Annotated in this window: 20 protein-coding genes; 9 read left to right on the forward strand and 11 right to left on the reverse strand. The window is 42.9% G+C overall.

The window, feature by feature from the left end; all coding sequences use genetic code 11:
• Positions 1-8 precede the first annotated feature (8 nt).
• The 9 genes from QQL36_RS06070 to QQL36_RS06110 all read right to left on the reverse strand — a co-directional run bounded on the left by QQL36_RS06070 (position 9) and on the right by QQL36_RS06110 (position 11518).
• Positions 9-659 carry a TerD family protein gene (locus QQL36_RS06070; protein WP_321569295.1) on the reverse strand — a complete coding sequence of 217 codons (651 nt, stop codon included), beginning with the start codon at positions 657-659 and terminating at the stop codon, positions 9-11.
• A 13-nt stretch (positions 660-672) separates the two neighbouring features.
• A complete protein-coding gene (locus QQL36_RS06075; protein WP_321569296.1) occupies positions 673-1239 on the reverse strand; it encodes a TerD family protein in 567 nt (188 codons plus the stop codon).
• A gap of 3 nt (positions 1240-1242) precedes the next feature.
• Positions 1243-2568 carry a hypothetical protein gene (locus QQL36_RS06080; protein WP_143708802.1) on the reverse strand — a complete coding sequence of 442 codons (1326 nt, stop codon included), beginning with the start codon at positions 2566-2568 and terminating at the stop codon, positions 1243-1245.
• A 3-nt stretch (positions 2569-2571) separates the two neighbouring features.
• Complete coding sequence (locus QQL36_RS06085) at positions 2572-6384, reverse strand: hypothetical protein (RefSeq protein ID WP_321569297.1); 3813 nt, start codon at positions 6382-6384, stop codon at positions 2572-2574.
• Between the two features lie 7 nt (positions 6385-6391).
• Positions 6392-8014, reverse strand: coding sequence for a hypothetical protein (locus QQL36_RS06090; protein WP_083722274.1), 1623 nt, complete (start codon positions 8012-8014; stop codon positions 6392-6394).
• Positions 8015-8026: 12 nt separating this feature from the next.
• Positions 8027-8365, reverse strand: a complete 339-nt coding sequence (locus QQL36_RS06095) for a hypothetical protein (RefSeq protein ID WP_083722273.1) — start codon at positions 8363-8365, stop codon at positions 8027-8029.
• A 2-nt stretch (positions 8366-8367) separates the two neighbouring features.
• Positions 8368-9789 carry a hypothetical protein gene (locus QQL36_RS06100; protein ID WP_321569298.1) on the reverse strand — a complete coding sequence of 474 codons (1422 nt, stop codon included), beginning with the start codon at positions 9787-9789 and terminating at the stop codon, positions 8368-8370.
• A gap of 209 nt (positions 9790-9998) precedes the next feature.
• Entirely contained in the window at positions 9999-10862 is an 864-nt protein-coding gene (locus QQL36_RS06105) for an SDR family oxidoreductase (RefSeq protein ID WP_321569299.1), read from the reverse strand.
• 77 nt (positions 10863-10939) lie between these two features.
• The gene (locus QQL36_RS06110) at positions 10940-11518 is read right to left on the reverse strand and encodes a Crp/Fnr family transcriptional regulator (RefSeq protein WP_321569300.1); all 579 of its coding nucleotides are present in this window, start codon (positions 11516-11518) and stop codon (positions 10940-10942) included.
• 136 nt (positions 11519-11654) lie between these two features.
• Between QQL36_RS06110 and QQL36_RS06115 the strand changes: the two genes are divergently transcribed.
• The gene (locus QQL36_RS06115; protein WP_321569301.1) at positions 11655-13223 is read left to right on the forward strand and encodes a sulfatase; all 1569 of its coding nucleotides are present in this window, start codon (positions 11655-11657) and stop codon (positions 13221-13223) included.
• 356 nt (positions 13224-13579) lie between these two features.
• Here QQL36_RS06115 and QQL36_RS06120 read toward each other — a convergent pair whose 3' ends face one another.
• Positions 13580-14509, reverse strand: coding sequence for an MBL fold metallo-hydrolase (locus QQL36_RS06120; RefSeq protein WP_083722268.1), 930 nt, complete (start codon positions 14507-14509; stop codon positions 13580-13582).
• A 264-nt stretch (positions 14510-14773) separates the two neighbouring features.
• Positions 14774-15343 carry a Crp/Fnr family transcriptional regulator gene (locus QQL36_RS06125; RefSeq protein ID WP_083722267.1) on the reverse strand — a complete coding sequence of 190 codons (570 nt, stop codon included), beginning with the start codon at positions 15341-15343 and terminating at the stop codon, positions 14774-14776.
• Positions 15344-15488: 145 nt separating this feature from the next.
• Between QQL36_RS06125 and QQL36_RS06130 the strand changes: the two genes are divergently transcribed.
• The 8 genes from QQL36_RS06130 to QQL36_RS06165 all read left to right on the forward strand — a co-directional run bounded on the left by QQL36_RS06130 (position 15489) and on the right by QQL36_RS06165 (position 24385).
• Positions 15489-16382, forward strand: coding sequence for an NAD(P)H-binding protein (locus QQL36_RS06130; RefSeq protein ID WP_321569302.1), 894 nt, complete (start codon positions 15489-15491; stop codon positions 16380-16382).
• Between the two features lie 12 nt (positions 16383-16394).
• The gene (locus tag QQL36_RS06135) at positions 16395-17312 is read left to right on the forward strand and encodes a helix-turn-helix domain-containing protein (protein ID WP_321570547.1); all 918 of its coding nucleotides are present in this window, start codon (positions 16395-16397) and stop codon (positions 17310-17312) included.
• Position 17313: 1 nt separating this feature from the next.
• On the forward strand, positions 17314-17877 hold the full coding sequence (locus QQL36_RS06140; RefSeq protein WP_321569303.1) for a Crp/Fnr family transcriptional regulator: 564 nt from the start codon (positions 17314-17316) through the stop codon (positions 17875-17877).
• Between the two features lie 98 nt (positions 17878-17975).
• The gene (locus tag QQL36_RS06145; RefSeq protein WP_321569304.1) at positions 17976-18482 is read left to right on the forward strand and encodes a YceI family protein; all 507 of its coding nucleotides are present in this window, start codon (positions 17976-17978) and stop codon (positions 18480-18482) included.
• Between the two features lie 210 nt (positions 18483-18692).
• The gene (locus QQL36_RS06150) at positions 18693-19142 is read left to right on the forward strand and encodes a DUF4268 domain-containing protein (RefSeq protein WP_321569305.1); all 450 of its coding nucleotides are present in this window, start codon (positions 18693-18695) and stop codon (positions 19140-19142) included.
• 39 nt (positions 19143-19181) lie between these two features.
• Positions 19182-20717 (forward strand): M20/M25/M40 family metallo-hydrolase, encoded by a 1536-nt coding sequence (locus tag QQL36_RS06155; protein ID WP_321569306.1) that lies wholly within the window; start codon positions 19182-19184, stop codon positions 20715-20717.
• A 117-nt stretch (positions 20718-20834) separates the two neighbouring features.
• Positions 20835-23627: an outer membrane beta-barrel family protein gene (locus tag QQL36_RS06160; protein WP_321569307.1), complete on the forward strand. Its 2793-nt coding sequence runs from the start codon at positions 20835-20837 to the stop codon at positions 23625-23627.
• Entirely contained in the window at positions 23624-24385 is a 762-nt protein-coding gene (locus QQL36_RS06165; RefSeq protein ID WP_143708801.1) for a GLPGLI family protein, read from the forward strand. The genes QQL36_RS06160 and QQL36_RS06165 overlap by 4 nt, the downstream gene beginning before the upstream one ends.
• Positions 24386-24498: the final 113 nt, after the last annotated feature.

Consider the following 24498-nt stretch of genomic DNA (forward strand, 5'->3'; position numbering starts at 1 on the left):
AAATATTTTTAAGTGTACATATCAACTAATGTCTGTAAACTACCCGTATGCGCTCTACCCATCGCCTCAAACTCCCACGAATTCCCAACCCTGAATAAACGCCCAAACTCCACTGCATCCTCGTTCGTATATTTATCCTTCAGATCAAACCGCAATATTTCCTCCCCTGTACTCTCATTGATGATCCTGATATAACAATCATCCACCTGCCCAAAATTCAGGTTCAGCGTACGTCTGTCCTTCTTATTATCATGCGGGTATTTACAGATCGTACAGCAGATGATGATCTGCTCTACATCAGGTGTAATTTTAGAAAGATCAATAAACATATCATCATCATCTCCATCACTCCTTCTTCCATCAGGGTCATCTATCGCCCCCATGATTGCACCATCTTTGGTAATAGGCCGCATCAACCCTTTCTCTACCGGATCTTCTATACAATTGTCCATCCTTACCTGCCCATAAAAAATAAAATAAGAATCAGATGGAATCTTAAAACTCCCATTCAATGCAAATGCAGATACATCCAGATCAAACTCAGGTCCTCCCGGCTGATCGTTGGGATCCCATCCCATACCTATTCTCACTACCGTAAGACCAGGAGCCGCTTTTGACAAGGAGAATCTTTCTCCTTTTGTTAGATTAAAACTTCCCATAAAAAAATGATTATTATTGATACATATCAACCAGTGTATTCAGTCCTCCGGAAAATGCCTGCCCCACTGCTTCTACATCCCATTGTCCATTATTCCTTGACAATGTTGCAATGATCACAGAGTCTTCTTCTTTGAATTCCTCATTGAGCCGGTATTGACACAGGAGCGTATTATCCGCCTCATTACGAATATTGATATAAGCATTCCGCACATAACCGAAATGATGTGCCCTCGATGCTGCCTGATCAATGGTCACCGCAAAGTAGAGATACTCGATTTGCTGATCGACCTTTCCGAGATCAATGGAAATGATCTCATCATCTCCCTCTCCGGCGCCATCCCTGTTATCACCCGGATAGTAAGCAGCACCATCAGGACTGGTATTGTTATTATAGAAAACAAAAAACGTATCCTGCGGCAACTTGCCATTGGCCCCCATCATAAAGACAGAGAGGTCCAGGTCTACATTGTAACCATTTACATTTGCTGTATCCCAACCCAGTCCTGCTATTATTTTCCGCAATCCGGGAGTCGTCTTTTCCAGTGATACAGGTTTCCTTTTCTCTAAATGAATTGCCATAACTTACTTTTTTGATGGTGGTAATGGTGGTGGTAATGGAGGTTTATTCTTATTCACAACTGGCGGTAATGGCGGCTTTGCAGCTGGCAATGGCGGTGCTGATGAAGCAGATGAAGCAGCCGGAACTGCCGGTGGCAATGATGGAGCCGGAACTGGTGGTGATGAAGATGGAACTGAAACCGGCAGTGGTGATGAAGCACCCGAAACCGGGAGCGATGAGGATGGAACCGAACCCCTTGCTGATGACGGTGGCGCAACAACCTTTCGGAATAACCCCGCAAAAACCAACTCCATCGTATCTTTCAACCAAACAGGTTCTACTTTCTTCACACGAGGATATTTCTTCAATAACTTATTCAAAAAATAAGATGTACTGATTTCTTCTCCTACCAATAAAACAACTGTGTTATCCACATTCAATTTATTCTCTTCCAATAAACCATCGATATTGTTATACACCACCTGATCATTGGAATAAAACTGCAACCGTTCATTCAGTGTCCGCTCCTTCACCTGAAACCAATACTTATGCCCATCCGTCAGTTCCACTTCTCCCTTTATAACCGGTGAAAGATGATTGAGCTGATCTGTGCAAAAAGGCAGTATCGCACCTGTCTCCTTCTCTATATCAATCGACAAAAACGACTGCTGTGCAATAATGTATTCTATGATCATTTCAGCCAACAGCTTTACTCTTGGATCAGCGCCCTGCCCATCCATAGACAAGGTACTTACAGGTCCCTGCTGGAAATTTTCATACAACTTAAAATACAGTGTTCCATTCAGTCCATTCAATAACAACACATGATTACGGGGCGTAATAGCACCCCATCCTGCCAATACTTCAAACAACGCGGCATCATAATTCACCCTGCTTGTACTGAAATATCCTGCATCTATAAACAAACTTTCTATCAGCGCCTTCTCTTTGTCTTCGATATCCACATCAAATAAAAAATGAAGCGACAAATGCTGACGATAAGATTCTATTGAATCACTCTTATATAATACTGTATTGATAAAGAAAGACAGACATTGCTCTACACCATAGTAAAACAGTTGCTTTACAGGCTTCTTATTACCATATATGGTAAAATGCTTTGCCGGATCTTTGATGATCTCAAAATAGTCTCCATAAGCATTTGGATGATGCTGGTTGAACATATCCCTCGCCGCATTTCCAAATATGAAATCGTTCCCATTCACATAGAAATACAACAATACCTCGTTGCTATCCTTTATAATCAGGGGTGCATACGCATTACTATTAGTCTGGTACCAGAAAGAGACTAATCGCCTGGATATCTTCACTAGCAATCGATAGGTCATAGCTTACTGGATTTTGATTCCTTTTAACAGATGCTTTTCAAAAAACTTCATCCCTTCGAGTATGATGATAGGCGCCACATAATCAAACTTCTTCTGCTCATCCACTTTACGTTTCTTCGCTTCTATAAACTCAGGTATGCCCTTGATGTAGTTTTCGATATTCATATCCTGAAATCCTGCCATGAAGTCCGCCGAGCTCATTTTCAATCCGAACATGGAAGACGCCACCCTGTAGAATAAATCTGCAAAGTCCATAAACCGCGGACAAGGCTGGCTTCCCTGTGGTGGATAGTTGATGAAATAATCACCAATATGTTCCAGCATTTCCGGCGTAATTGAATTGGTAGATTCGAGGTATTTGAATTCGCCATTAGGCATGACTATACAGAAATGATCTTCCCCCAGAATCTCGATGGCCTGCTTATTGGTGGGCACTAATATCCTGGTAAGGTTCGTAGGAATAGCGAGCCCTTTTGATACTTCGTATTTAACATCTGTATAGCTGTCTCCTTTCTGAGAATTGATATCTATTATTTTCAGCGGACTTTGACTCACAGGAATGATGGTCTTTCTTGCCACCGCTTCGCCACCAATACCTCTGATGAACATCTGGGTATAGTAGTTATTTGCAGCAGACGGATCGACCGCATTGAACCAGTCAAAGATGCGGGCGCCTTTACCTGCAAAGGCAATCCTGATTTTTGGAGGCGTGTTTTTCACTGCAGGTGGCGCATCTTCGGAACGGATTATTTCTGTTCGTAGCTTATGTACCAGTTGCCCTGCATAGAACATGATCAGCCCTGTGATGTACAGGTTCACACTCATCATCTCTTTACACTCCGCTGCTATGAGCAGATAAAAGGTATTAAAGTCTGTATGCTCCAACCGGTCCAATACCTGTTCAAAGTAATAGGGAGCCGTATTTTCAGAAAATTTATTCTCTCCCTTGTTCAGTCCCTGGATCGAGATGCGTTTCCTTTCACACATTTTCAACAGCACGGTTCTGAAATTGGGGGAATATCGGGTGGCCTGCGCCATACGCTCAGCTGCAAAGCGAATGGAGTTTTGCTTGATCATCGCCTTGCCATCTAACATCTGGCAAAGTGCTGTAATATCTGTTGTACTACCACCAATATCAAAACACAGGATTAACTCACCTGCATTTATTGAATAGCCGCCCTGGGGCCTGACGAGATAATTCGCTACCGCACAGGCTTCTGACAAAGACTCCTGATTACCCAGTTCTTTAAAATCAAAACGAATAGGTGCCGTATCAAAAGGAATTTCTACGATCTCCTTCTTTTTTGTTTCCTTTTCATTGCCCCAGCCACTTTCATCACTTGCTCCCCAACCACCACCTGTATCACTGCCTACGCCCCAGGTACTTTTCTGCACATCACCAATATCCGACAGGTCAGATGGTGGATATGTCTTCAATTTAACGTTGCTATTGATAGGGCTGATATTCACTAACGAATCCCAGATGGCTCTGTATTCGCTTAAAAGGTCTTTGCCCATAGAAGAGGGATAAGACCATTTCAGCGTATGCGGCTCATGGTTTTCCTCAAAGAGCTGTGCATATACATGCAACATCAGCGTACTCAGGTAAGCCGTTTTATAACTTTTATCAATACGCTGTGTGGACCATTTCATATTGTATACCAGCTCTGCCGTCCCCACTCTGTTGTAGGTCAGGAAATACCTGTTATCCGATGCGCTATCAATAGGAAGGTTCTTTTCAAAACAAGGGAATCCACCTTTTACTGCATCTGACAAGAGAGAATCCGGCTGATTGTTCTTTTCATTCACAATCCTTCTGGGATCATGAATAGTGAGCACCGACTTGATAGAATTGGAAAAAATCTCATCATTCTGAAAGAAAAATATTTCATCTTCCACAGCCGGACGTTCATCATTATTTTTCAAATCGGTGGACAACAATGAAATCCTTTTGTTCGTGAGTTTCAGATCCTCTTTCACCTTATTATCACTTTCGGAATAGTAAGCAATGGAAGAATTCGTACTACCAAAATCCACGCCCAGGAAAGCCGGGTATAATGTCTTTGTCGTATTCAGCATATTCAATGGAAATGCCGGATCGTTCCCAAATGATTTGTATCGTATAATGCCAAAACCACAATCTACGCCTGCATGCGAGAACTTAATGCCTTTGAATGGCTGATTACTTTCGTAGATCTCATACTTATATTTGTTATCAGCCACTGCATTGTTCGATGCGATGTGAAGCTGCACCTGCGTATCAGGAACAGATACAGCGCGGCCTTTTTCCGCCAGGTAAAATGGGATACCTTTATCATCCAGCGCAATGCGGAAGAACTCGTCATTGACATTGCCAATAAACGGCGTGGCCTGGAATTTAGCATCGTTGTGAGGAATCTCGGAATACAGGAAATACCGGTTCCATTGTTTGGATATAAAGTTGGGCCACATCAGTATGTCTTTTCCCATAATGGCTTCCTGCGTAACTTTATACACTACCTGTCTGAGAATTTCATTGCCGGTATCGGTAAATAGTTTGAGGTGTACGATCAGCTTTTCTCCATCCCTGTCATTAGGATCATATACCGCAGAGATACGTGATCTGACATTAGAGTTAGGCGACAATCCAGCAAGCGCATCCAGGTTTGTTCCAAATACATTTAAGGCAAGCGGTGTCAATGGCAGCGCAAAGTATGTATAGTTATTAGGCTGACCCTTTGTTTCGGCGGCTAATAACAGTATGGGTTTATTAGATAAGAAGTTCTTTTTTTCAGCACCTTCTTTACCAAAATCTATCTGCGCAATTTCGGTGGAGTCTGGTAGCAGGAGATCTTTGGGATCAAATGGAATACTGTATGCTGAATTTTCTACCTGTGTGATGATGCCTTCAGAACCGAATAATAAAGTGGAATAATTAAATAACTTACTAAAGGGTAATGCAAACAGAGAACCAACTTCAGGAGGGGTGGAACTATCCAGTCTGGGAAAGTTTTTTTGCTCCTGATATCTCACCATATCCTTTATCCAATCCTGCAGACAGGCGCTGATATTTTCGTAGGAAGGTCTGATATCAGCCGGCAAACCACTAAAGTGCTGTTTGAATGACTGTATATTGTCCAGGATATGTTTGGCATATCCATAGATTAATTTCAGCTCCTGCTGGCCTGGATCAGATTTTAACGGATCTACAAAACGACCGCTTTGAATATTGATGAAAGGATATTTTCCTTTGATGTTATAAGATACCGAAGTAAAGAGAAAGCAATCGGGCGATGTACCACCGATTACATTTCCTTTGAAAGAGATCACATCTATAAACGGCACCTTCTCTGCATTATCAGCCAGTGACTGATCGCTCCATAGGGGTTGTCTTTCAAACAAAGCATTGCCAAATGCACCAGTGGGTTCATAAATATTTTCTGTATCGGGCAGCTTTTTTCCATCTGAATAAACGAGGGGAACGCGGTTTACTTCAATATCTTTATAGTTCAATGCGAGGCAACTGATAAAACCTTTCCACTCACTTACCAGCGATTTGTAAAACGACATGAGCCCGGAAGTAGCGGCATCCTGATCAATGATATTGTTCAAAGCGCTTTCGAACAGGGCCGCTCTCGCAAATACGGTAGGAATACCAGATACAAGAGTACCAATGTTTACAGCAGCACCGCCATCCTGTTCCACTGCTATCTCAGGAATAATGATATTTCTGGTAAAAACTTCCAGCTGTGGGATCTTGTCCCAGGCGAATTGCACGCCCTGTAGTTCTGTCTTAGGGTGTACCTTGATAGTTAAGGCTTTTATTTTATTGCTCATTGTAATTTCAGATTAAATGGAAGCCCTGTGAATGAGTGATTGCATTGTAGATATGAGCGAGGAATTTTTCTTTTGTGGTATTGACCTGTTGCTCTTCGGCTGGTCCCAGGTTGATCAGCTTTTTGACAAAGGTGTCATATCTGTTAGCCAGTAAACCTCCTTTAGGCCAGTGATTTTTTTCATCGGGGAAGATGGTGCCGACATCCAGTTTCTTCAATTCAGAGAGACTATCAGGGAAGGCTTTGCTATCGAAGATGAATGTACCCGGGGCAACCGTGTTCCTAACCTGGTACAACCAACCGGGTGTGAATCGTGCGCTTTCGAAGGTGTATGCGAATGCCTTGAAGTAGTCATTGATTTCACCGCATTCAGCATCGGTGATGGTATTATATTGGGTGATTTTTTGCTCCTGACACCTGGTAATAAAACCTTTGATACCGGCGTCACCGTTTGCCGCATTATTGACGGTGAGTGAAATATGTGCCAGTGAAAAGAAAGCGCCGATTTTGTTGGCGAATCGTTCTCCTGCTTTATTACCATTGCCCACAAAGTCGTGAATAGAGAAACTGAAGGCGTTGCTGTTAAAGTCTACGGCTTTGTATACGTACTCAGTTTTGTCTACATCCAGACCGGTTGTTCTGGTAAAGAAATCATAGGCAGCACAGGCAGCCAGTAATTCAGTGATATGTGCCGCATTTTCCTGGGTAGCACCACCGGTGATGGTTTGGGTACTGCCATTGTCTACAGGTTTACTTTCTACCGGCCAACCGATGTGATAGAGCATTTTATAGCATCGCTGTACGGTAGGATCACTTTGATAAAACTGCAGGGCAGCCTGACTATTCAGGGGAAAATAAGAGGCATCTGCGATGATACTATTTTCTTTATTGGCTTTCTGTTTGTCATTGGGCTTTTTGAAAGTAAAGTATTCAGTGAGCAGGGTAGAGCCGAACTTTGCTTTGGAGAAGTCGATGCTGGAAGCCCCTTTGGACCGGATCTTTATGAATTCCTGCAGGGCTTTGGGAATGATGGGAATAGAAGAAGCACCTGTGCCACCGAAGATAGAGCCGAAGATGAACACACGAGCATCTTGCCCGGCGAGTTCCAGTTTGGTAACAAATTCATCCAGTTCCCGTTCCTGTACTTTTACATCTGTGCCTCTTACAATATTTCTGGCTGCCTCGATCATACCATGGTACATGAGCATAGAGCCCAGGTGTGTTTGTGCACGGTAGCCATGAGAGAGGTCGAATTCCTGTACAGATTCGTTGTCAAGAAAAAGGTCTGAGATGAGTTTATTGCCTTTTTGTTGTTCAGGTGTGCCTGAATTCAACTTGGAAATATTTTTATAATTCTCTCTGCCCTGACCGGAATAGTTGGTATAAAACCGGTAGAGGTTTAGTTTAGAAGAGAAGAAGGTATTTGCATTGGGGGTACCGCCGGATTTAATCCGGTTGTATAATTGAATCAGTTTTTCCACACGGCCTTTGTTGCCATTAGCCTGATCTGTATCGAGTGTGAGCATTTCGATTTCCTTGCTGTCGAACATGCCTACTGCACAGAGGTGAGTGAAGGCTTCGAGGCAGCGCATGCCGGTACCACCGACGGCGATAACGAATAATTTGTCCATGATGATTGCAGATTAAAACCAGTGACCTAGCTTACCATTTGTGAAGATGCGGCTGAGGATGTAGCCTAATAGGATGTATAAGAAGAAGCCTGCTGCGGTGCCAATGGTTAAGGCGGCGATGTAATTTTTTATCACCATTCTGTTACCATCGGGCATGAATACAAAGAAGCCGAGAAGGAAGATGAGAATAGGATTTACCAGACATAATACCCAGAACCATAGTTTCCTGATTTTGGGATCTTTGGGTCTGCTGCCACCTTCGAATTTGATGAGGTTAGCGATGATAGCTGCGATGAATAAGATGACAAGGGTGATAATGACAGAAACGGTGTAGGCAGTAATTGATTCCATGATTATAATGTTTTGATATAATAGGTGTAGATCGTTTTATTTTCAGGTTTTAGTTCCAGTAAAGTGTTTTTTATAGATTCATATAGCGCGATATTGGGTGTTCCTTTCCCATTGACCCATTTGAATTTTTCCAGTTTTAGATTGTCGATATTGGGGGTAGCCGCAGTGAGCACGATATTTATTCTTAATAAAGTATCAGCTTCTGCAGGTGTAAACTTGAAATCGAAGGTGATTCCAAGTTCTATATGTTTGTTATCGCTTTTGCTGGTATTATCAAATAAGGGTTGATTCAGGTGGAAGTAATTGGAGAGCGGCTTTAATGTTTGCGGATGGTATTTGCAGGCATCTTTTATTGAGCCGTCGTCGTTATAGCATTCGAGTATTAATGGATCTTTTTCTTCGTCGGATATTTTGGTTTCACCATTTTTCCCTTTAGTAGTTTTGGGAGGATTGTGTAATGTGTAATCAGCTTTTGCAAAATTTGTGAAATCTGTAGTGGCATTGAAAGTTTGTACTTCGAATGCTTTGAAGATATAGCTATCCTGATTGCTAAGGTCTATGAAGAGATTGCGGAATATGTCGGAGAATTCTTCCGGCACCTCTTTATGTATGTCTGCTATATTTTTCCAATCAAGACCTAGTGGATAGTATTCATACCATTCACCTTTTATATATTGATCTTTCTTTAGGTCTAAATCATTTTTATTATTGTAAATACCACCTGATTTGGGGTCTGCATAGTTTGTTGATAAAGTATATGCGCTTGTAGACAAATCGAACCGGGTGCTGTAGGGACTGAGTTTAGGCGAGAGCTTAGAGAGTAGAATGTTAGTACTATTGAAGATGGTAAAATAAATATGTTTGTCCACATTACCTTCTTTATAGTCTACTATAAAAAAATGGATGGATTTACCTTTAGCCAACCATTTTGAAAATGGCAGTTTCAGATAGGCGGTATTTGTTACTTCAGTTTTATCATTCCATTCTTCGAAGTCTGTAATTAAGAGCGCATCATTATCGGCTGCTGTGATTTTTTCGACAGCTTTCTGGATAGGCGCCCAGATATCTTTATAATTACTTTGATTACTTATTTCCTGCCCAAGCTGCGTGGTATTGGTCACTGGTAATGGGGTTACCTCATTAGATCCCAGCTTATATACTTCAAACTTGTCGGTTAGTATTGTATTAAAACATTCTGACAGCAGACTGTTGACAGTAGAAGTTTTGAAGGCATTGTTAATACCTGCTGAGAAGTCAATAAATAAATCAGGGGTGCCGTTATTAACATTCGACTGTACATTGTTATAGGCATTGAGGCGTTCAGTAAGACCAGGGCCATAAGGGTCAAAGGAGGGCTCATGTTTGCATCCCCCGAAGCACGCCATCACCAGAAGGCCATATAAAAATTGGGAATTAATAATCATAACATTATGAATTAAAAGCTTAGTGTCTTGACAATAGAATTCCACCTGCACTGGTTATACACCAGCACCAGAAAAATACTATCTGGAAATATTCGTGAATTGGAGTTGTAAAATCAGGTGAAAATTAGAACTAATTTCCAACGCGACAAGTGCAGAAACGCAAAAAGGGGATAAATCCCCTTTTTTAAAATGATGCTTGAATATGTGGCTTATTTTAAATATCCTCCTTCCACAATATCCTCCAATATCCCTTTCTCTCTGGGCTCCCAGCCTAATATTTGCTTTGTCTCTTCAGCCGAAGGCATCACTCCCATTCCCGCAAAATGCGTAAACCATCCAAAGTGCGCTTCCGCATCTGCACCTGTCTTACTCACTGTTGGCATATTCAATCCATTCCCTATAGTCGTCGCTATATCTCTAAATGGCACTCTCACTTCCGCTACCGCATGAAACACTTTTTGCGCCGGCTGTTTTTCTACTATCAACCTGTATAATACCGCTGCATCAAAACGATGTACCGCAGGCCAGTTATTCTTCCCTTCACCAATGTAAGCTGATTCACCTTTTGCTTTAGCTATGTTAATAATGATAGGCACAAAACCATGATCACCTTCTCCATGCGTAGTGGGCGGCAGTCTTACTATATAAGCACCGACACTGCGGGCCGCTTCTTCTGTAGCCGCACGCGGTACCTTGTCTGATGGTGGAGGTGTATCACTTTCATCAACAGGACGTTCATAATTTAACAAACCAATTGCAGATGTAACGATGAACGGCAACTTAGTTTCTCCTAATGCTAAAATCAACTGATGATCTTCTTCACTACTTTGTTTGAACCGGGAGAAATCATGATTAAAAGCTGTATGAATAATCGCATCACATTGTACTGCACCTGCTTTGATGCTTTCAATGTCAGTGAGGTCTGCCATGTGAGCTGTTGCACCTATTTTTTCCAATGCTTCGGCATTGATATCAGAACGCACCATACCCAATACCTGGTGTCCTGCCTGTAACAGTTCTTTTACGATTGCGGAGCCAACAAAACCCGAAGCTCCTGTAACAAATACCCGCATAAATGAATGATTTAATTTGTTGATACAAAAGTCATTTAATGTGGTGATGTAAATGTGGTCATTTGACCATATTTAAATTAACGATGTAACTGTGCATGCCGGATACGGGTCAATGTCTTTAATGACATACCCAGATAAGCAGCGATCATATGGAGTGGAACACGGGAGAGTAAATCAGGGTTGTTAATAACAAAGTCATCATACTTTTCTTCAGGCGTACCACTAAGCGTGGTAAACAGCCGCTGCCGGCCGGTATAATTAATTCTTGAGACCAATTGCTGTGAATAAGTATTCAGCGCCGGCATCTCGTTTAATAAGGTATCAAATTCAGCCTTTGGCCATTGCAATACATCAGTACGCTCTATGGCAGCTATATTAAATTTTGAGGCAGACTGTAGGTGATAACTTTCCGGATCTAATATCCACTGATGCGCTGAAGAGAATTGTAAAATGTATTCAGTACCATCGGCCGCAGTACCGTAATTACGTAGTAAACCTTTTATTATGAACGTTTTATGCCGACACACCTGTCCCTGCTGCAACAGGTGCTCACCTCGCTGTAGCGTTCTGGGAACTGCGAATGCGGTAATCCGCTCTATCTCTTCATCAGAGAGTAGCGTTAGTGTGCGGCAATATGCTTGAAATTCAGCGATCATAACTCTCTCTAAAATTACTCCTGAAAAAAAATTCCACCAAATACTTTCATTCCGGGAATATATTTACTTTATTTGTTCTACTAAATCAGTAGACTGTTAGTCAGACACAGGACATTTACTTTTAACTAACCAGACCATGTTATTACGTCCATTTGGGTTGCTATGCGTGTTGTTGACAACAGTGTTGTATACACAGGCGCAGAACAGACCTAACATCATCTTTATCCTGTCTGACGACCATGCTTACCAGGCGACGAGTGCTTATGGTAATAAGCTGGTGCAGACGCCAAATATAGACAGAATAGCCAATGCAGGCGCATTGCTGAATAACAACTTTGTAGCAAATTCTATTTGTGGGCCGAGCCGGGCGACATTGCTGACGGGGAAGTATAGCCATAAAAATGGGTATACCCTGAATGAAAAACGGTATGATGTGAATCAGACCAACTTCCCTACACTATTGCAGCAGGGAGGGTATCAGACGGCGTGGATTGGAAAACTGCACCTGGGTAGTTTGCCGGTTGGGTTTGATTACTTTAATATCTTGCCGGGGCAGGGTCAGTATTATAATCCGGAGTTTATCAATAATCAGAATGACACGATTCAGTATAAGGGGTATGTAACGAATCTGATCTCTGAGTTCTTCTTTGACTGGTTGAAGAAGCGGGATACGAGCAAGCCGTTCTTTGCGGTAGTAGGAGAGAAGGCTACACATAGGGAGTGGTTGCCGGATGTGCAGGATCTGGGCGCGTATGATAATATTGATTTCCCATTGCCGGACGATTTCTTTGACAACTACGATACGAGATTGGCAGCGCAGGATCAGGATATGACGATTGATAAGACGATGCTGTTGGATCTGGATCTGAAAGTGCATCAGAAATTTGGAACAGCATTGAAGGATGCTGCGGACGCAGGACCTAATAAGCGGTATGTGAACAAGGGGTATGCAAGGTTGGATCCAGAACAGGCAGGTGCGTATGAGATGTATTATGGTAAGATTTCGGATGATTTTGATGCGAAGAAATTAAGTGGGAAGGAGTTGGCGAAGTGGAAGTTCCAGCGCTATCTGAAGGACTATTATGCAACGGCGAAGTCTTTGGATAGAAATATTGGGCGTATTTTGGATTACCTGGATAGTACGGGGTTGAGTAAGAATACGGTGGTGATTTATGCTTCTGATCAGGGGTTTTATTTGGGAGAGCATGGGTGGTTTGATAAGCGGTTTATATATGAGCAGTCTTTGAAGACGGCTTTTGTGGCAAAGTATCCGGGGGTGATAAAGCCGGGAACGAAGGTAGCTGGGTTTGTGTCTAATGTGGATTGGGCGCCGACTATTTTGGATTTTGCGGGGATAAAAGCGCCGGCGGATATACAGGGGAGGTCGTTCTTTTCTTTGTTGAAGGGGAAGGAGCCGAAGGATTGGAGGAAGGATGTGTATTATCATTATTATGAGTATCCGCAGCCGCATCATGTGAGTCCGCATTTTGGGATAAGGGCGAAGGATTTTGTGTTGGTGAGGTTTTATAAGGGAGTGGAGAGTTGGGAGTTGTTTGATTTGAAGAAGGATCCGGGGGAGAAGGTGAATGTGTATAAGGATACCCAGTATGTAAAGGTGGTGAAGGATTTGAAGGAGCGGTTGAGGAAGTTGATAGTGGAGTATGAGGATAAGGAGGCGTTGGAGATATTTAATAAGGAGATATAGAGGAATAGTCCCCTTGCAGGGGCTATTTTTTTTCCATTAAACTTCTCCATTTTTCAGGCCGTATACTTTCCTCTCTTAATCCTGCGATGCGCCATTTTGCATTTTCCATTATCACATTTTCTGATGCATTTAAGAGGCACCGGTGATGAAGATGATATGCATGTGTTGCTGTGCTTTATTGTACAGCAACACATGCTTTAGGGAGTTGGGGTAGATGTGTCCAGGTTAGTAAATGATGTATCCAAATTTTCTTACTTTTGATATATGCCGTATATAAGAAAGGAACCTCTGAAATACATACTCTCCGATTCAATCCGCAGGGGATGATATGGACACATTAGAAGAAAGTTTCTACACTAATGCAGAAACTTCACCGTCATATAATTAATAGGCAACCATTCATATCCTTTCCCCACCTTTTTCACATGTCCAATTCCTGGGAATGATAAATGTGGCGCGGCCACCCAATACCCTTGCTTTGCAGCATCATCAAAGGCTTTCGTTCTCGCAGCTTCAGCACCTGCAAATTCCACATCGAAATCAATTGTCACGCCCGGATCTACTAATTGTACCGCACCAGCATGAATGATATCACCTACAAAGACCAGTTTTTCGCCCTTGCTGGTCAGCATAAAAGCACTGTGACCTGGTGTATGCCCTGCCAATGCAATGGCACTGATACCCGGTAACAACTGTGCGCCAGGAGCATATGTTTTTACCTTCCCCGCCTGTTGATAAGGAGCAATTGATTGCTGTGCAGGATCAAAGAAAGAAGTCGCTCTTTTATTGGCAGTGGCTTTGTTGGCTGGGTTTAACCAGAAATCAGCTTCCGGCTGACTGATGTAAAGAGTGGCATTTGGGAAAACCATTTTACCACCTTCACTTAAACCACCTACGTGATCTGCATGCAGATGTGTTAATAAAACTACATTGATATCTTCCGGCTTATAACCTGCTGCTTCCAGGTTGTGACGGACTTTGCCTAAAGTGGCGCCCAAAAAGTTGCCCGTACCAGCGTCGATCAGGATGAGTTGATTATTGGTCTTTACCAGGTATGCAGTAATAGATGTTTCTACAATCGTGTCCAGGTAGTTCTGTTTTAACAGTGATTCAATTTCACCTGCTTTCTTTTCGTGTAATAAACCCTTTAAATTCAGGGGAACAGTACCATCGGAGATAGCGATGACTTCACAATCGCCTAATGTCATGCGATAGTAGCCAGGTTGCTCTTGTGCATAAGTGGCAAATGTTGCGAAAAACAGTAGAGAGAAGAACAAATATTTCATGTCGTTTGTAATTTGAGACACAAAATTGCTGCTCAAAGCACTGCTGTCGAAGGACAAATGTCACTTTAAAATTGTGACATTTGTAACACTATTTACGATACAAACGACTTATGTTTTTGCGGGTTACTCCAAGGCTAGCTGAAGATCTGACTGGATAATTGCATATGTTGCTCAAATTATTTACGGTACAAACGACTGATCGTTTCGCGGGTTACACCAGGGCTAGCAGGAGATCTGACTGGATAATTGCATATGTTACTCAAATTATTTACGGTACAAACGACTGATCGTTTCGCGGGTTACCCCCAGATACGTAGCAATCATCGCTTTAGGGATCCGGTTATATAAATGCGGATATTGCATTACAAAATGCTCAAACCGTTCTTTCGCACTTCCCATAATCATCAGCTGCACCCGCTTTTGCAATGCAACAAACCCATGGGCAGACTTGACACTTTTATAATGTTCATACTTCCAGAGTTCCCGCCCCACCTTCAAGGTATCTTCCAGGGTAATGGCCAATAACTCACAATCTTCCAAACATTCAATAGCGGTTTTTGAAGGGGTCTGATTTAAAAATGCATCCCGCTCTGAGATCCACCAGGTTTCAGCGGCGAACTGATAAGTATATTCCTTACCTGATTTTTCTTCAGTCATATAAGCGCGGAGACAACCTTTCAACACAAAGTATTCACACTTCACCAACTCCCCTTCCCTGACAAGCAGGTGATGTTTCTTCAGTTTAACAGGCGTAAAATGAGACAGGATATATTCAAATTCCTCATCAGTGAGTTTACTGATGGCTTCTATATGAGCTCGCAGTGGGTGCACCATGCTGCAAATGTAGGAAACTATAGTAAGATACCCCCAATATCACCGCCGCCAACAACGCGGAGAAAGATTTGAACACAACAACCTTAGATTTGGTTACGTCCGCGCACCCGTTTATCAGGAGTTTTGTGATACAAAATCAAATAGCATGAAAATCGTTTTAACAGGCTCCTTAGGCCATATCGGATTACCACTGGCACAACTTCTTCATCACCATGACCTGACAATCGTCACCAGCAAAGAAGATAGAACGGCCGCCATCAAAGCACTCGGCGCCACACCGGCTGTCGGTTCTATTGAAGATGCAGATTTCCTCACCCGCACCTTTACAGGCGCTGACCTCGTGTATACCATGATCCCTCCCTTTGTCAGCTACTTCGATCCCAATGTAGACCTGTACGCTGAATGCCAGAAAGTGGCAGACAACCTGACACAGGCTATCAGGCAGGCCGGTGTGAAAAGAGTCATTCACCTGAGTAGTATCGGTGCACATCTGGAACATGGCTCCGGACTCATTAAACTGCATTACAATGTAGAGCAGGCATTGAATACACTGACGGATGCAGACATTACCTTCATGCGTGCTGTAGGCTTCTATTATAACTTATATGCTTTTATAGGATTGATCAAACAACAAGGTATCATGGCTTCCAATACCGGTGGAGATGACATCGCTACCTGGGTAGCACCATCAGATATCGCCGCTGCAATTGCAGATGAAATCACACTGCCAGCTGCCCACAGAAGGGTAAGATATGTAGTAAGCGATGAACTGACCTGCAATGAAACTGCACAGATTATAGGTGAGGCTATTGGCAAACCCGGTTTGCAATGGATCGCACTTCCCAATGAACAATACCTGCAAGGTCTGATAGCTGCCGGTATGCAACCCGCTATCGCCCAGGGTATGGTAGAAATGTATGCCAGCGTGCACGAAGGTGTCCTGCAAGCTGATTACTTAAAAAACAGACCAGCGGAATTTGGGAAGGTGAAAGTGAAAGACTTCGCAAAAGACTTTGCCAACGCCTTTGCAGCAAAATAATTAACTTGTATGATGGCCGGAAAACGCATCTTTACTTTTAATACTATATCTGCATTTCACGAGTTCAGGGGCTTCCCTAAACCGGAGCATCCACTGATCAGTGTGATAGACGTAGCGCCTATCAAAGATATTCATATGGAAGAGCCGGTCAGTATTGTGTTCAATTTTTACCTGATCAGCATGAAGAAAGGCTACAATGTGAAAATGAAATATGGACAGCAGGAGTATGATTTTGATGAAGGAGTGATGAGTTTCATGGCGCCGGGACAGGTGTTTAGTATTGAACCCCTTTCAAAAGAAATAAATCAATCGGGATGGGTGTTACTGATCCATCCCGATTTTCTGTGGAATACGCCGCTGGCAAAGAAGATCAGGCAGTACCAGTATTTTGATTATGCAGTGAATGAGGCATTGTTTCTTTCAGAAAAAGAAGAGCTGACGGTTTCTGCTATTGTGGAGAATATTAAGAGAGAGTATCATACCAATATCGATCAATTCAGCCAGGAGATCATTCTGGCGCAGCTGGAATCGCTGTTGGCGTATGCGGAGCGGTTTTATCAGCGACAGTTTATTACAAGAAAAATCAGTAATCATCACATTCTGGAAAAACTGGAAGCATTGCTGACTGATTATTTTAATAGTGATGAGTTGGTAAAAAAAGGGCTACCCAGTGTAAAGTACATTTCAACAGCGCTGAATGTATCGGCGAATTATCTGAGCAACTTACTGAAGACATTAACAGGCAAGAGTACACAGCAACATATACAGGATAAACTCATTGAGAAGGCCAAGGAACAGTTATCTACTACTGATTTGTCGGTGAGTGAGATTGCTTATGGATTAGGGTTTGATTATCCACAGTCATTTAGTAAATTGTTTAAGGCGAAGACACAGTTATCGCCATTGGAATTCCGAAATTCATTTAATTAATATGGCAAATCTGGTACTGTATTGTCAGCAGTTTTCACCGTTGGAAGATGCTGTATTGTGGGAACTGACTTCGCAGGCGATCACTAAGTCTTACAACAAAGGAGACTTCCTGTTGCGGAGTGGGGAAACCTGCAGGTATCTTTATTTTGTTAATGAAGGATTGATCAAGTCGTTCTCTGAGAAGGATGATAAGGAGTTTATTATGCGGTTCTTTTCTGAGAATGTACTTTTTACGGTGTTTGATAGTTATTTGAATCAGGTGCCATCTAAGTTTAATCTGGTAGCGCTGGAAGATACAACTGTTACTATGATTCGTTATGAGGTCATGGAGGGGTTATGTAAACAACATCATGCTGTGGAGACGTTCTTTCGTAGGCTGGTGAGTATAGCTGCTACTAAGATGACGAAAAGGATCAGTGAGATGTTGGAAGAGAATGCGGCGGATAGGTACAGATTGTTTGTAGAGGAGAATAATGCAATTCATCAAAGGATTAGCCTGGGGGATATGGCGAAATACCTGGGAATTACACAGCAGTCGCTTAGCAGGATCAGGACAATCAGGTAATTTCAGCACTAGCCGGATCCGAACTATTCGTTGATTATTTACCCTATGGTAAAATATTCCCCCCTGCCTCCATATAGCTTTGACAAAAAATTAAAGCTATGACACAATGGAACATTGATCCCGGACATTCTCAAATCGGTTTTAAAGTAAAACACCTTGGCATTGCCAACGTATCGGGCTTCTTCAGGGCATTCAGCGGCACTGTACAAACTGATAATGAAAACTTCGAACATGCTACTGTTACTTTCACATTGGAAGTACAAAGCATAGACACCAATAATAAAGAACGCGACGGTCATCTTACCTCGAATATCTTCTTTGACGCTGCGCAATTCCCTACCATTACATTCAATGGCGTATTAGCCAATGATACTTTAAAAGGTGAACTAACCATCTTAAATAATACCCGGCCTGTTACCCTGCAAGTAGAACATACAGGCAGTGGTATTGGCAGGTTCAATGACCACAGAGCTGGTTTTGAAATCAATGGAAAGATCAACCGTAAAGATTTTGGTTTGAACTTTCACCTGCTTAATGATGCCGGTAACCTGATTGTAGGTGATGATGTGAAGTTATCTGGAGAAATAGAACTAATCCGCCTTTAGCAAGGTGTTTGTATATTCAGAAATATGAAATTTACCTCATCTTTTTGCTAACGAGCATCGATTGAAAAAAAACGGATCGTCCTGTCAGTATGCAAAAAGCGCTGAGCATGCTAAAGATCTCACTGGAAGGTGCCCACCACAGAGGCATGAACGACGCAAAGAATATTGCGAAAATTTTGCACTGGTGCTTCCAGTGAGTATTTTCGCAGCATGTATTCCAAACAGGAAGTTTCAAAACTGAAAGAGAATTTCTGGACCGCCTTTGGTCGATATATGAAACCCGTGCTATCTGCGGACGGGGAGCCTATTAGCTGGCTGAACTATAAGACAGGTGTTCCCGGTGTATTTTTTAAAATGGATGCCGATAGCCGGCATGCCAGCATTGCTATTGTCATTACACAATCGGATCCCCGGTTCTATGAGTTGTTTGTCGTCAACAAAACGGTTCTGGAAACGACATTGGGAGAGGACTGGCAATGGCAGGCCAATACCATGGACGAGTATGGAAAAACAATGAGTACCATCAGTACCCGGCTGGAAAATGTGAATGTTTTGCAAGGCGAAGACTGGCCTGCAATTATCTCATTTTTCAAACCCCGCATCATTGCACTGGATGAATTTTGGAGCATGGCTAAGTATGGTTTTGAAGGATTGTTATAAATTACGGTGATTAGTTAACCGTAATTAAAAGATCCGCACATGAAAATTTTATGGCTTTCTCTCATAGCTATTGCATGCCACCAAAACTGCCTTGCACAGGACGCGATCGATCCTGCCATCGTTCAGAAAATAATGCAGGCAGAATTTGCCGACTCTCATATTCCTCAATTAGCCCAGGGGCTGACAGACCAATCTGGTGGCCGGCTTACAGGTTCTCCTGGATTTAAAAGAGCCGCTGACTGGGCAGTACAGGAATTTAAAAAATGGCATGTGAGCTATGCCGGCACTGAATCCTGGGGCCCTTTCGGTATTCAATGGGAGGCTGAGAGCTTTAGCCTGGATGCCGTCACTCCTTATTATTTTCCGATACATGCTTATCCGGTGCCATGGTCACCCGCCGCCGATCACCTGCAGGGAGAGGTGACTACCATCACTCGTGAGCAATCACTGGACGCTGACTGGTTACAAAATCACGCTGCCCAATTCAAAGATAAATTCATACTGATCGAAAGCACCCCTGTAGATACCCATAAGAATTTTGGGGTGGCCGCTACCAGGCATGATCAGGCAGCACTGGACACTTTGAAAGATACCTACATGATATCGTCGGAGGAGATGAAACACATTCAAGTGTATCTTCATAACCTGCCCGTGTGTAGAAAGGCATTAAAACAGGCAGGGGCGATCGGTATCATTGCGGCAAGAGGAAACAGTCATAATGGTGTAGTGATGAACCAGGCCACTTATGGATTTAGAAAAAATAACCCCATGGTACTGCCTGAAGTAGATATCGCCAATGAAGATGCACAACGCATAAGCCGATTAAAAAAGGTGGTGCTGAAAATGAACCTACAGGTAAAAGCTTCTACAGAAGAAGTACCCGGTATGAATGTGATTGCAGAGCTAAAAGGGTCTAACCCACAATTGAACTCACAAGTCGTGATGCTGGGCGCCCACCTCGATAGCTGGACAGCCGCCACTGGTGCCACTGATAACGCTGCCGGTTGTGTTGTCATGATGGAAGCCCTGCGACTACTGGATTCACTAAAACTCAAACCCGGCAGAACGATCAGAGTCGCATTATGGGGAGGGGAAGAACAGGGCCTGCATGGCTCATTTAACTATGTCACCAATCATTTCAGGGAAAAGAAAACCAGACAAATAAAACCATCACAGTCAAACATTTCCGTCTACTTTAACCTGGACAACGGCACGGGCAGGATCAGAGGAATTTTCGCCCAAAACAACACCGCCGTCGTACCCATCTTCAAAAAATGGTTCGCGCCATTCGATACTCTAGGTGCCAATACTATTACTCTCCACAACACCGGATCCACCGATCACCTGTCTTTTGACTGGGCAGGAATTCCCGCCTTTCAATTCATTCAGGACCCTGTAGATTATAACAGCAAAACCCATCATACAAACCTGGACGACTATGATCATTTACAAATAGAAGACTTGAAACAAGCCGCCGTCATCATTGCCTGCTTCGCTTACCAGGCCAGCATCAGAGATGAAAAACTTCCTGCTAAAGCCATTGATAATACGCCTTTTATCTTCGACGGATTTTAATAAATTTTTGTTAAAATGAGATGCATGGGCACACAACTAAAAATTTAGTTTATTTTTGATTTGATAACCTAGAGGTACAAGTGTAGACGGATTAACCCATGCATCAAAATTTTACAAATGAAAGCAGGACCTATACTCCTTCTTCTTTGTTTGTGCTCATGTTACCTGTATGCCCAGCAGCCTTATGCCGTGAAAGGGAGTTTGACCGATTCAGCTGCTGGAATAAAGATTACTGATGCCACGATCAGCGTACTCAGAGCAAAGGACTCCACCCTTTGCAAGTTCATCTGGAATAACTCCAGTCACAATTTTTCTGTACCACTTAAAGAAAGTGGCCAGTTTATTTTGCTAGTATCCTACCCGGGATATGCAGACTACACCGCAGAGTTTAGCCTGGATTCAACTAAACCTGTGTACGATTTTCAGGGTATCAACATGCTCCTGAGGTCGAGACTATTAACGGAAGTACTGATCCAGGGCAAGAAAGCGGAGATGAAGATCAAAGGCGATACCACCGAGTATGACGCCTCTGCCTTTCACGTAGAGCCGAATGCAAAAGTAGAAGACCTGCTCCGGCAATTTCCGGGGATAGAAGTAGACAAAGATGGAAAGATCACCGCCCAGGGCAAAACCGTCAATAAGGTACTCGTGGATGGTGAAGAATTCTTCGGTGACGACCCTACTCTCGTGACGAAAAACATTCGTGCCGATATGGTAGACAAAGTACAGGTCTACGAGCGATCCAGCGACCAGGCAAACTTCACGGGGATTGATGATGGTAAGAAAGAGAAAACCATCAACATCAAACTCAAGGAAGACAAAAAGAACGGTTACTTCGGCAAGGTCGAAGCCTCTGGCGGTACAGATAATTTCTATACCGGTAAGCTAATGTTCAATGCATTCAAAGGCAAAGAACGATTCTCCGCTTATGGCATATTAGACAACACCGGCCATTTTGGTATGGATTGGGGTGAAAGCAGCAAGTATGGCATGAGTAACTACAACTTCAACTTTGGAGACGATGGCAGCATCCGCATCTCCGGGGAGACCAACGATGAGCTGGAAAGCTACAATGGTGAATACTATGGAGAAGGCCTGCCCACCGCGAAAAACGGCGGTGTGCACTACGACAATAAATTCAATAATGACAAGACTACCGTCAATGTCAATTATAGAATAGGGTCTCTGGCGGTAGATGGAAACAAGCGTGTAATTACACAAAACACATTGCCTTCTTCCTACATCAATACCACCTCTGATCAGCAATTCCATAATTATCTCTTCCGCCATAAAGGTAATGGCCGCTTTGAATTCAAACTGGACACCACCAGTACCCTCGTGGTGAATGCCGCCGGTGGTTCAAGGAACAGTTCAGTCGATAACGAGTATAATACTACCAGCCTGCGCCAGGATAGTACGCTGCTCAATACTAACAGCAGGGCAGTGCATTCTAAAACGGATGAAACCACCTTTAATGCCGGCATCTTATTCAATAAGCAATTGAAAAAGAAAGGCAGAAAATTCTCCATGGGTATCAGTGAAGGTTATACCCGTAATAATGGAAATGAGTTCCTGAAATCTGCTATTAATTACTATAATGAAAAGGAAGGACTGGATAGTAGTGTGGTCAACGATCAGAACAGGGTACAGCATAGCGACAACAATACTTTGACCGCTAATGCAACCTTCAATGAACCACTGTCAGACAAAGCACAACTTGCGTTCTCCTACGACTTTGTGCTGACCAATGCCAACAGTAACCTGAACACGTACAAAAAATCTGACTCCGATAAGTACGATGTACTGGATAGCCTGTATAGCAACGATTTCAAAATTGACAACGTCTCTCATCAGGGTGGCGCGATGTTTATTTACAAGGCGACTAAGTTCAGACTCAGTGCAGGTTCCAAGGTATCCAATGTATCGTTCGAACAACTGAACCGCTATGACAACAGCACCTTCAAACGGAACTTTGTCAATATCAATCCACAAGTCTACCTGACGTATACATTCAGTCAGTCAAAGTCTATGACCTTTAACGTAACCAGGAGAACGCAATTGCCCACAGTGACACAATTGCAACCTGTGAGAATTAACACCGATCCACTGAATATACACCTGGGCAATCCTGACCTGGATCCGTCTTATAGCGATGATATTTACTGGAATTACAATTCCTATAAAGCGATTACGCAGCAATACATGTACCTGAATGCGAACTTCTCGCTCAAGCATAATTCGATTGTATCGAATGTAGTAACAGATTCTGCCGGCGCCAGTACTTATCAATATGCAAATATTAAGAAGAATGGCTACAATGGAGGTATCTGGGCGATGCGTGATTTCAAAACCAATTGGTGGGGCATGAGCCTTGCAACGATGTTGTCTGCCAATACCAATGTGTCTTATAACATGGTGAATAATGTACTGAACAAATCGACGTCCTACACTATTTCGCCAGAGCTCACCCTTAGAAAGAATGCTGACAAAAAGGGTTACTTCGAAGTTAACGCCCGGCCAAATTATACCATTCAGAAGTCATCGCTATTGCCCAGCCTGAATAGTAATGGATTGGGATTCGATGCGGGTGCCGAGTTCCGGGTGTTCCTTCCAAAAAATTTCGAGTTTTATTCCAGAACGAATTTTACTTATTCTCCAAAAACCAAATCGTTTAATACAGATCTGAAGAGAACGATCTGGAATATGGAAGTAAGCCGGAAATTCCTGAAGGAAAAACAACTGAGAGTAGCGGCTTCGGTGAATGACCTGCTGAATCAGAATTCTGGTTTTAACAGAAATGTATCAGGTAGTCAGATTACACAGAATACCTACAGCACGATCAGAAGATATTTCATGTTCACCATCACCTGGGACTTCAATAAAATGGGTGGTGCAAAACCTAAATCATGAGAACGCTCTATATACTGATTGCTGTATGCTTATTGGGTATACAGTCATTGACAGCCCAACAGCGCTTTCCATCCAGCGGTACGATTACTTTTGAGAAAACGATCAATATGCATGCGTATATCAACAAACGCATTAAAGAAAGACCGGATGATGGTATGTCGAAACAATTTTTTGAATCGTGGCGTAATTCCAATCCTCAGTTCAAAAGGCTCAATGCAAAACTGAGTTTTGCTGCCAACCGAACTTTATTTACACCTATGCCAGATCCGGGGGCACAGGATTTTATGTCGAATTCACCAGGGGTCTATCAGGCGAACCTGATCTATACAGATTTGACTACAGGCTTGTATACCTGCCAGAAACAGGTGTATGGCGACAATATGCTGATCAATGACACAGCACGGGCCATACAATGGAAAATCACCAGCGAAACGAGGGAGATAGCCGGCTATCAGTGCCGGAGAGCAAATGCCATTGTGATGGACTCGATTTATGTGGTGGCGTTTTATACAGATCAGATACATGTGTCAGGAGGGCCGGAGTCTTTTACAGGATTACCTGGTATGATATTAGGCATTGCACTGCCACATGATAATGTAACCTGGTTTGCGACGAATGTAGACCTCACGAGTGTACCTGCCACAAGTATTGTACCGCCTAAGAAAGGGATGCCCGTGACAGCGGCAGGAATGAAAGAGAAGATTAAATCAGTATGGGGGAATAATGGTGGTAGCTATATCTGGTGGCTGTTATTATAAAAGTTGTTATAACAAGATGAAGGCCCACAACAGGGTTGGGATATACACTTAAAGAAACGGAAGCAGTAGTAGCAGGTGTTACAAATTGTCACATAGCACTATACCCACCTGAT

This window comes from Chitinophaga sp. LS1, from assembly GCF_034274695.1.
Taxonomy (GTDB): Bacteria; Bacteroidota; Bacteroidia; order Chitinophagales; family Chitinophagaceae; genus Chitinophaga.

Coding starts and splice junctions, on each gene's coding strand:
- QQL36_RS06070 (WP_321569295.1), bottom strand. CDS start 659: ATGGGAAGTTTTAATCTAACAAAAGGAGAAAGATTCTCCTTGTCAAAA.
- QQL36_RS06075 (WP_321569296.1), bottom strand. CDS start 1,239: ATGGCAATTCATTTAGAGAAAAGGAAACCTGTATCACTGGAAAAGACG.
- QQL36_RS06080 (WP_143708802.1), bottom strand. CDS start 2,568: ATGACCTATCGATTGCTAGTGAAGATATCCAGGCGATTAGTCTCTTTC.
- QQL36_RS06085 (WP_321569297.1), bottom strand. CDS start 6,384: ATGAGCAATAAAATAAAAGCCTTAACTATCAAGGTACACCCTAAGACA.
- QQL36_RS06090 (WP_083722274.1), bottom strand. CDS start 8,014: ATGGACAAATTATTCGTTATCGCCGTCGGTGGTACCGGCATGCGCTGC.
- QQL36_RS06095 (WP_083722273.1), bottom strand. CDS start 8,365: ATGGAATCAATTACTGCCTACACCGTTTCTGTCATTATCACCCTTGTC.
- QQL36_RS06100 (WP_321569298.1), bottom strand. CDS start 9,789: ATGATTATTAATTCCCAATTTTTATATGGCCTTCTGGTGATGGCGTGC.
- QQL36_RS06105 (WP_321569299.1), bottom strand. CDS start 10,862: ATGCGGGTATTTGTTACAGGAGCTTCGGGTTTTGTTGGCTCCGCAATC.
- QQL36_RS06110 (WP_321569300.1), bottom strand. CDS start 11,518: ATGATCGCTGAATTTCAAGCATATTGCCGCACACTAACGCTACTCTCT.
- QQL36_RS06115 (WP_321569301.1), top strand. CDS start 11,655: ATGTTATTACGTCCATTTGGGTTGCTATGCGTGTTGTTGACAACAGTG.
- QQL36_RS06120 (WP_083722268.1), bottom strand. CDS start 14,509: ATGAAATATTTGTTCTTCTCTCTACTGTTTTTCGCAACATTTGCCACT.
- QQL36_RS06125 (WP_083722267.1), bottom strand. CDS start 15,343: ATGGTGCACCCACTGCGAGCTCATATAGAAGCCATCAGTAAACTCACT.
- QQL36_RS06130 (WP_321569302.1), top strand. CDS start 15,489: ATGAAAATCGTTTTAACAGGCTCCTTAGGCCATATCGGATTACCACTG.
- QQL36_RS06135 (WP_321570547.1), top strand. CDS start 16,395: ATGGCCGGAAAACGCATCTTTACTTTTAATACTATATCTGCATTTCAC.
- QQL36_RS06140 (WP_321569303.1), top strand. CDS start 17,314: ATGGCAAATCTGGTACTGTATTGTCAGCAGTTTTCACCGTTGGAAGAT.
- QQL36_RS06145 (WP_321569304.1), top strand. CDS start 17,976: ATGACACAATGGAACATTGATCCCGGACATTCTCAAATCGGTTTTAAA.
- QQL36_RS06150 (WP_321569305.1), top strand. CDS start 18,693: ATGTATTCCAAACAGGAAGTTTCAAAACTGAAAGAGAATTTCTGGACC.
- QQL36_RS06155 (WP_321569306.1), top strand. CDS start 19,182: ATGAAAATTTTATGGCTTTCTCTCATAGCTATTGCATGCCACCAAAAC.
- QQL36_RS06160 (WP_321569307.1), top strand. CDS start 20,835: ATGAAAGCAGGACCTATACTCCTTCTTCTTTGTTTGTGCTCATGTTAC.
- QQL36_RS06165 (WP_143708801.1), top strand. CDS start 23,624: ATGAGAACGCTCTATATACTGATTGCTGTATGCTTATTGGGTATACAG.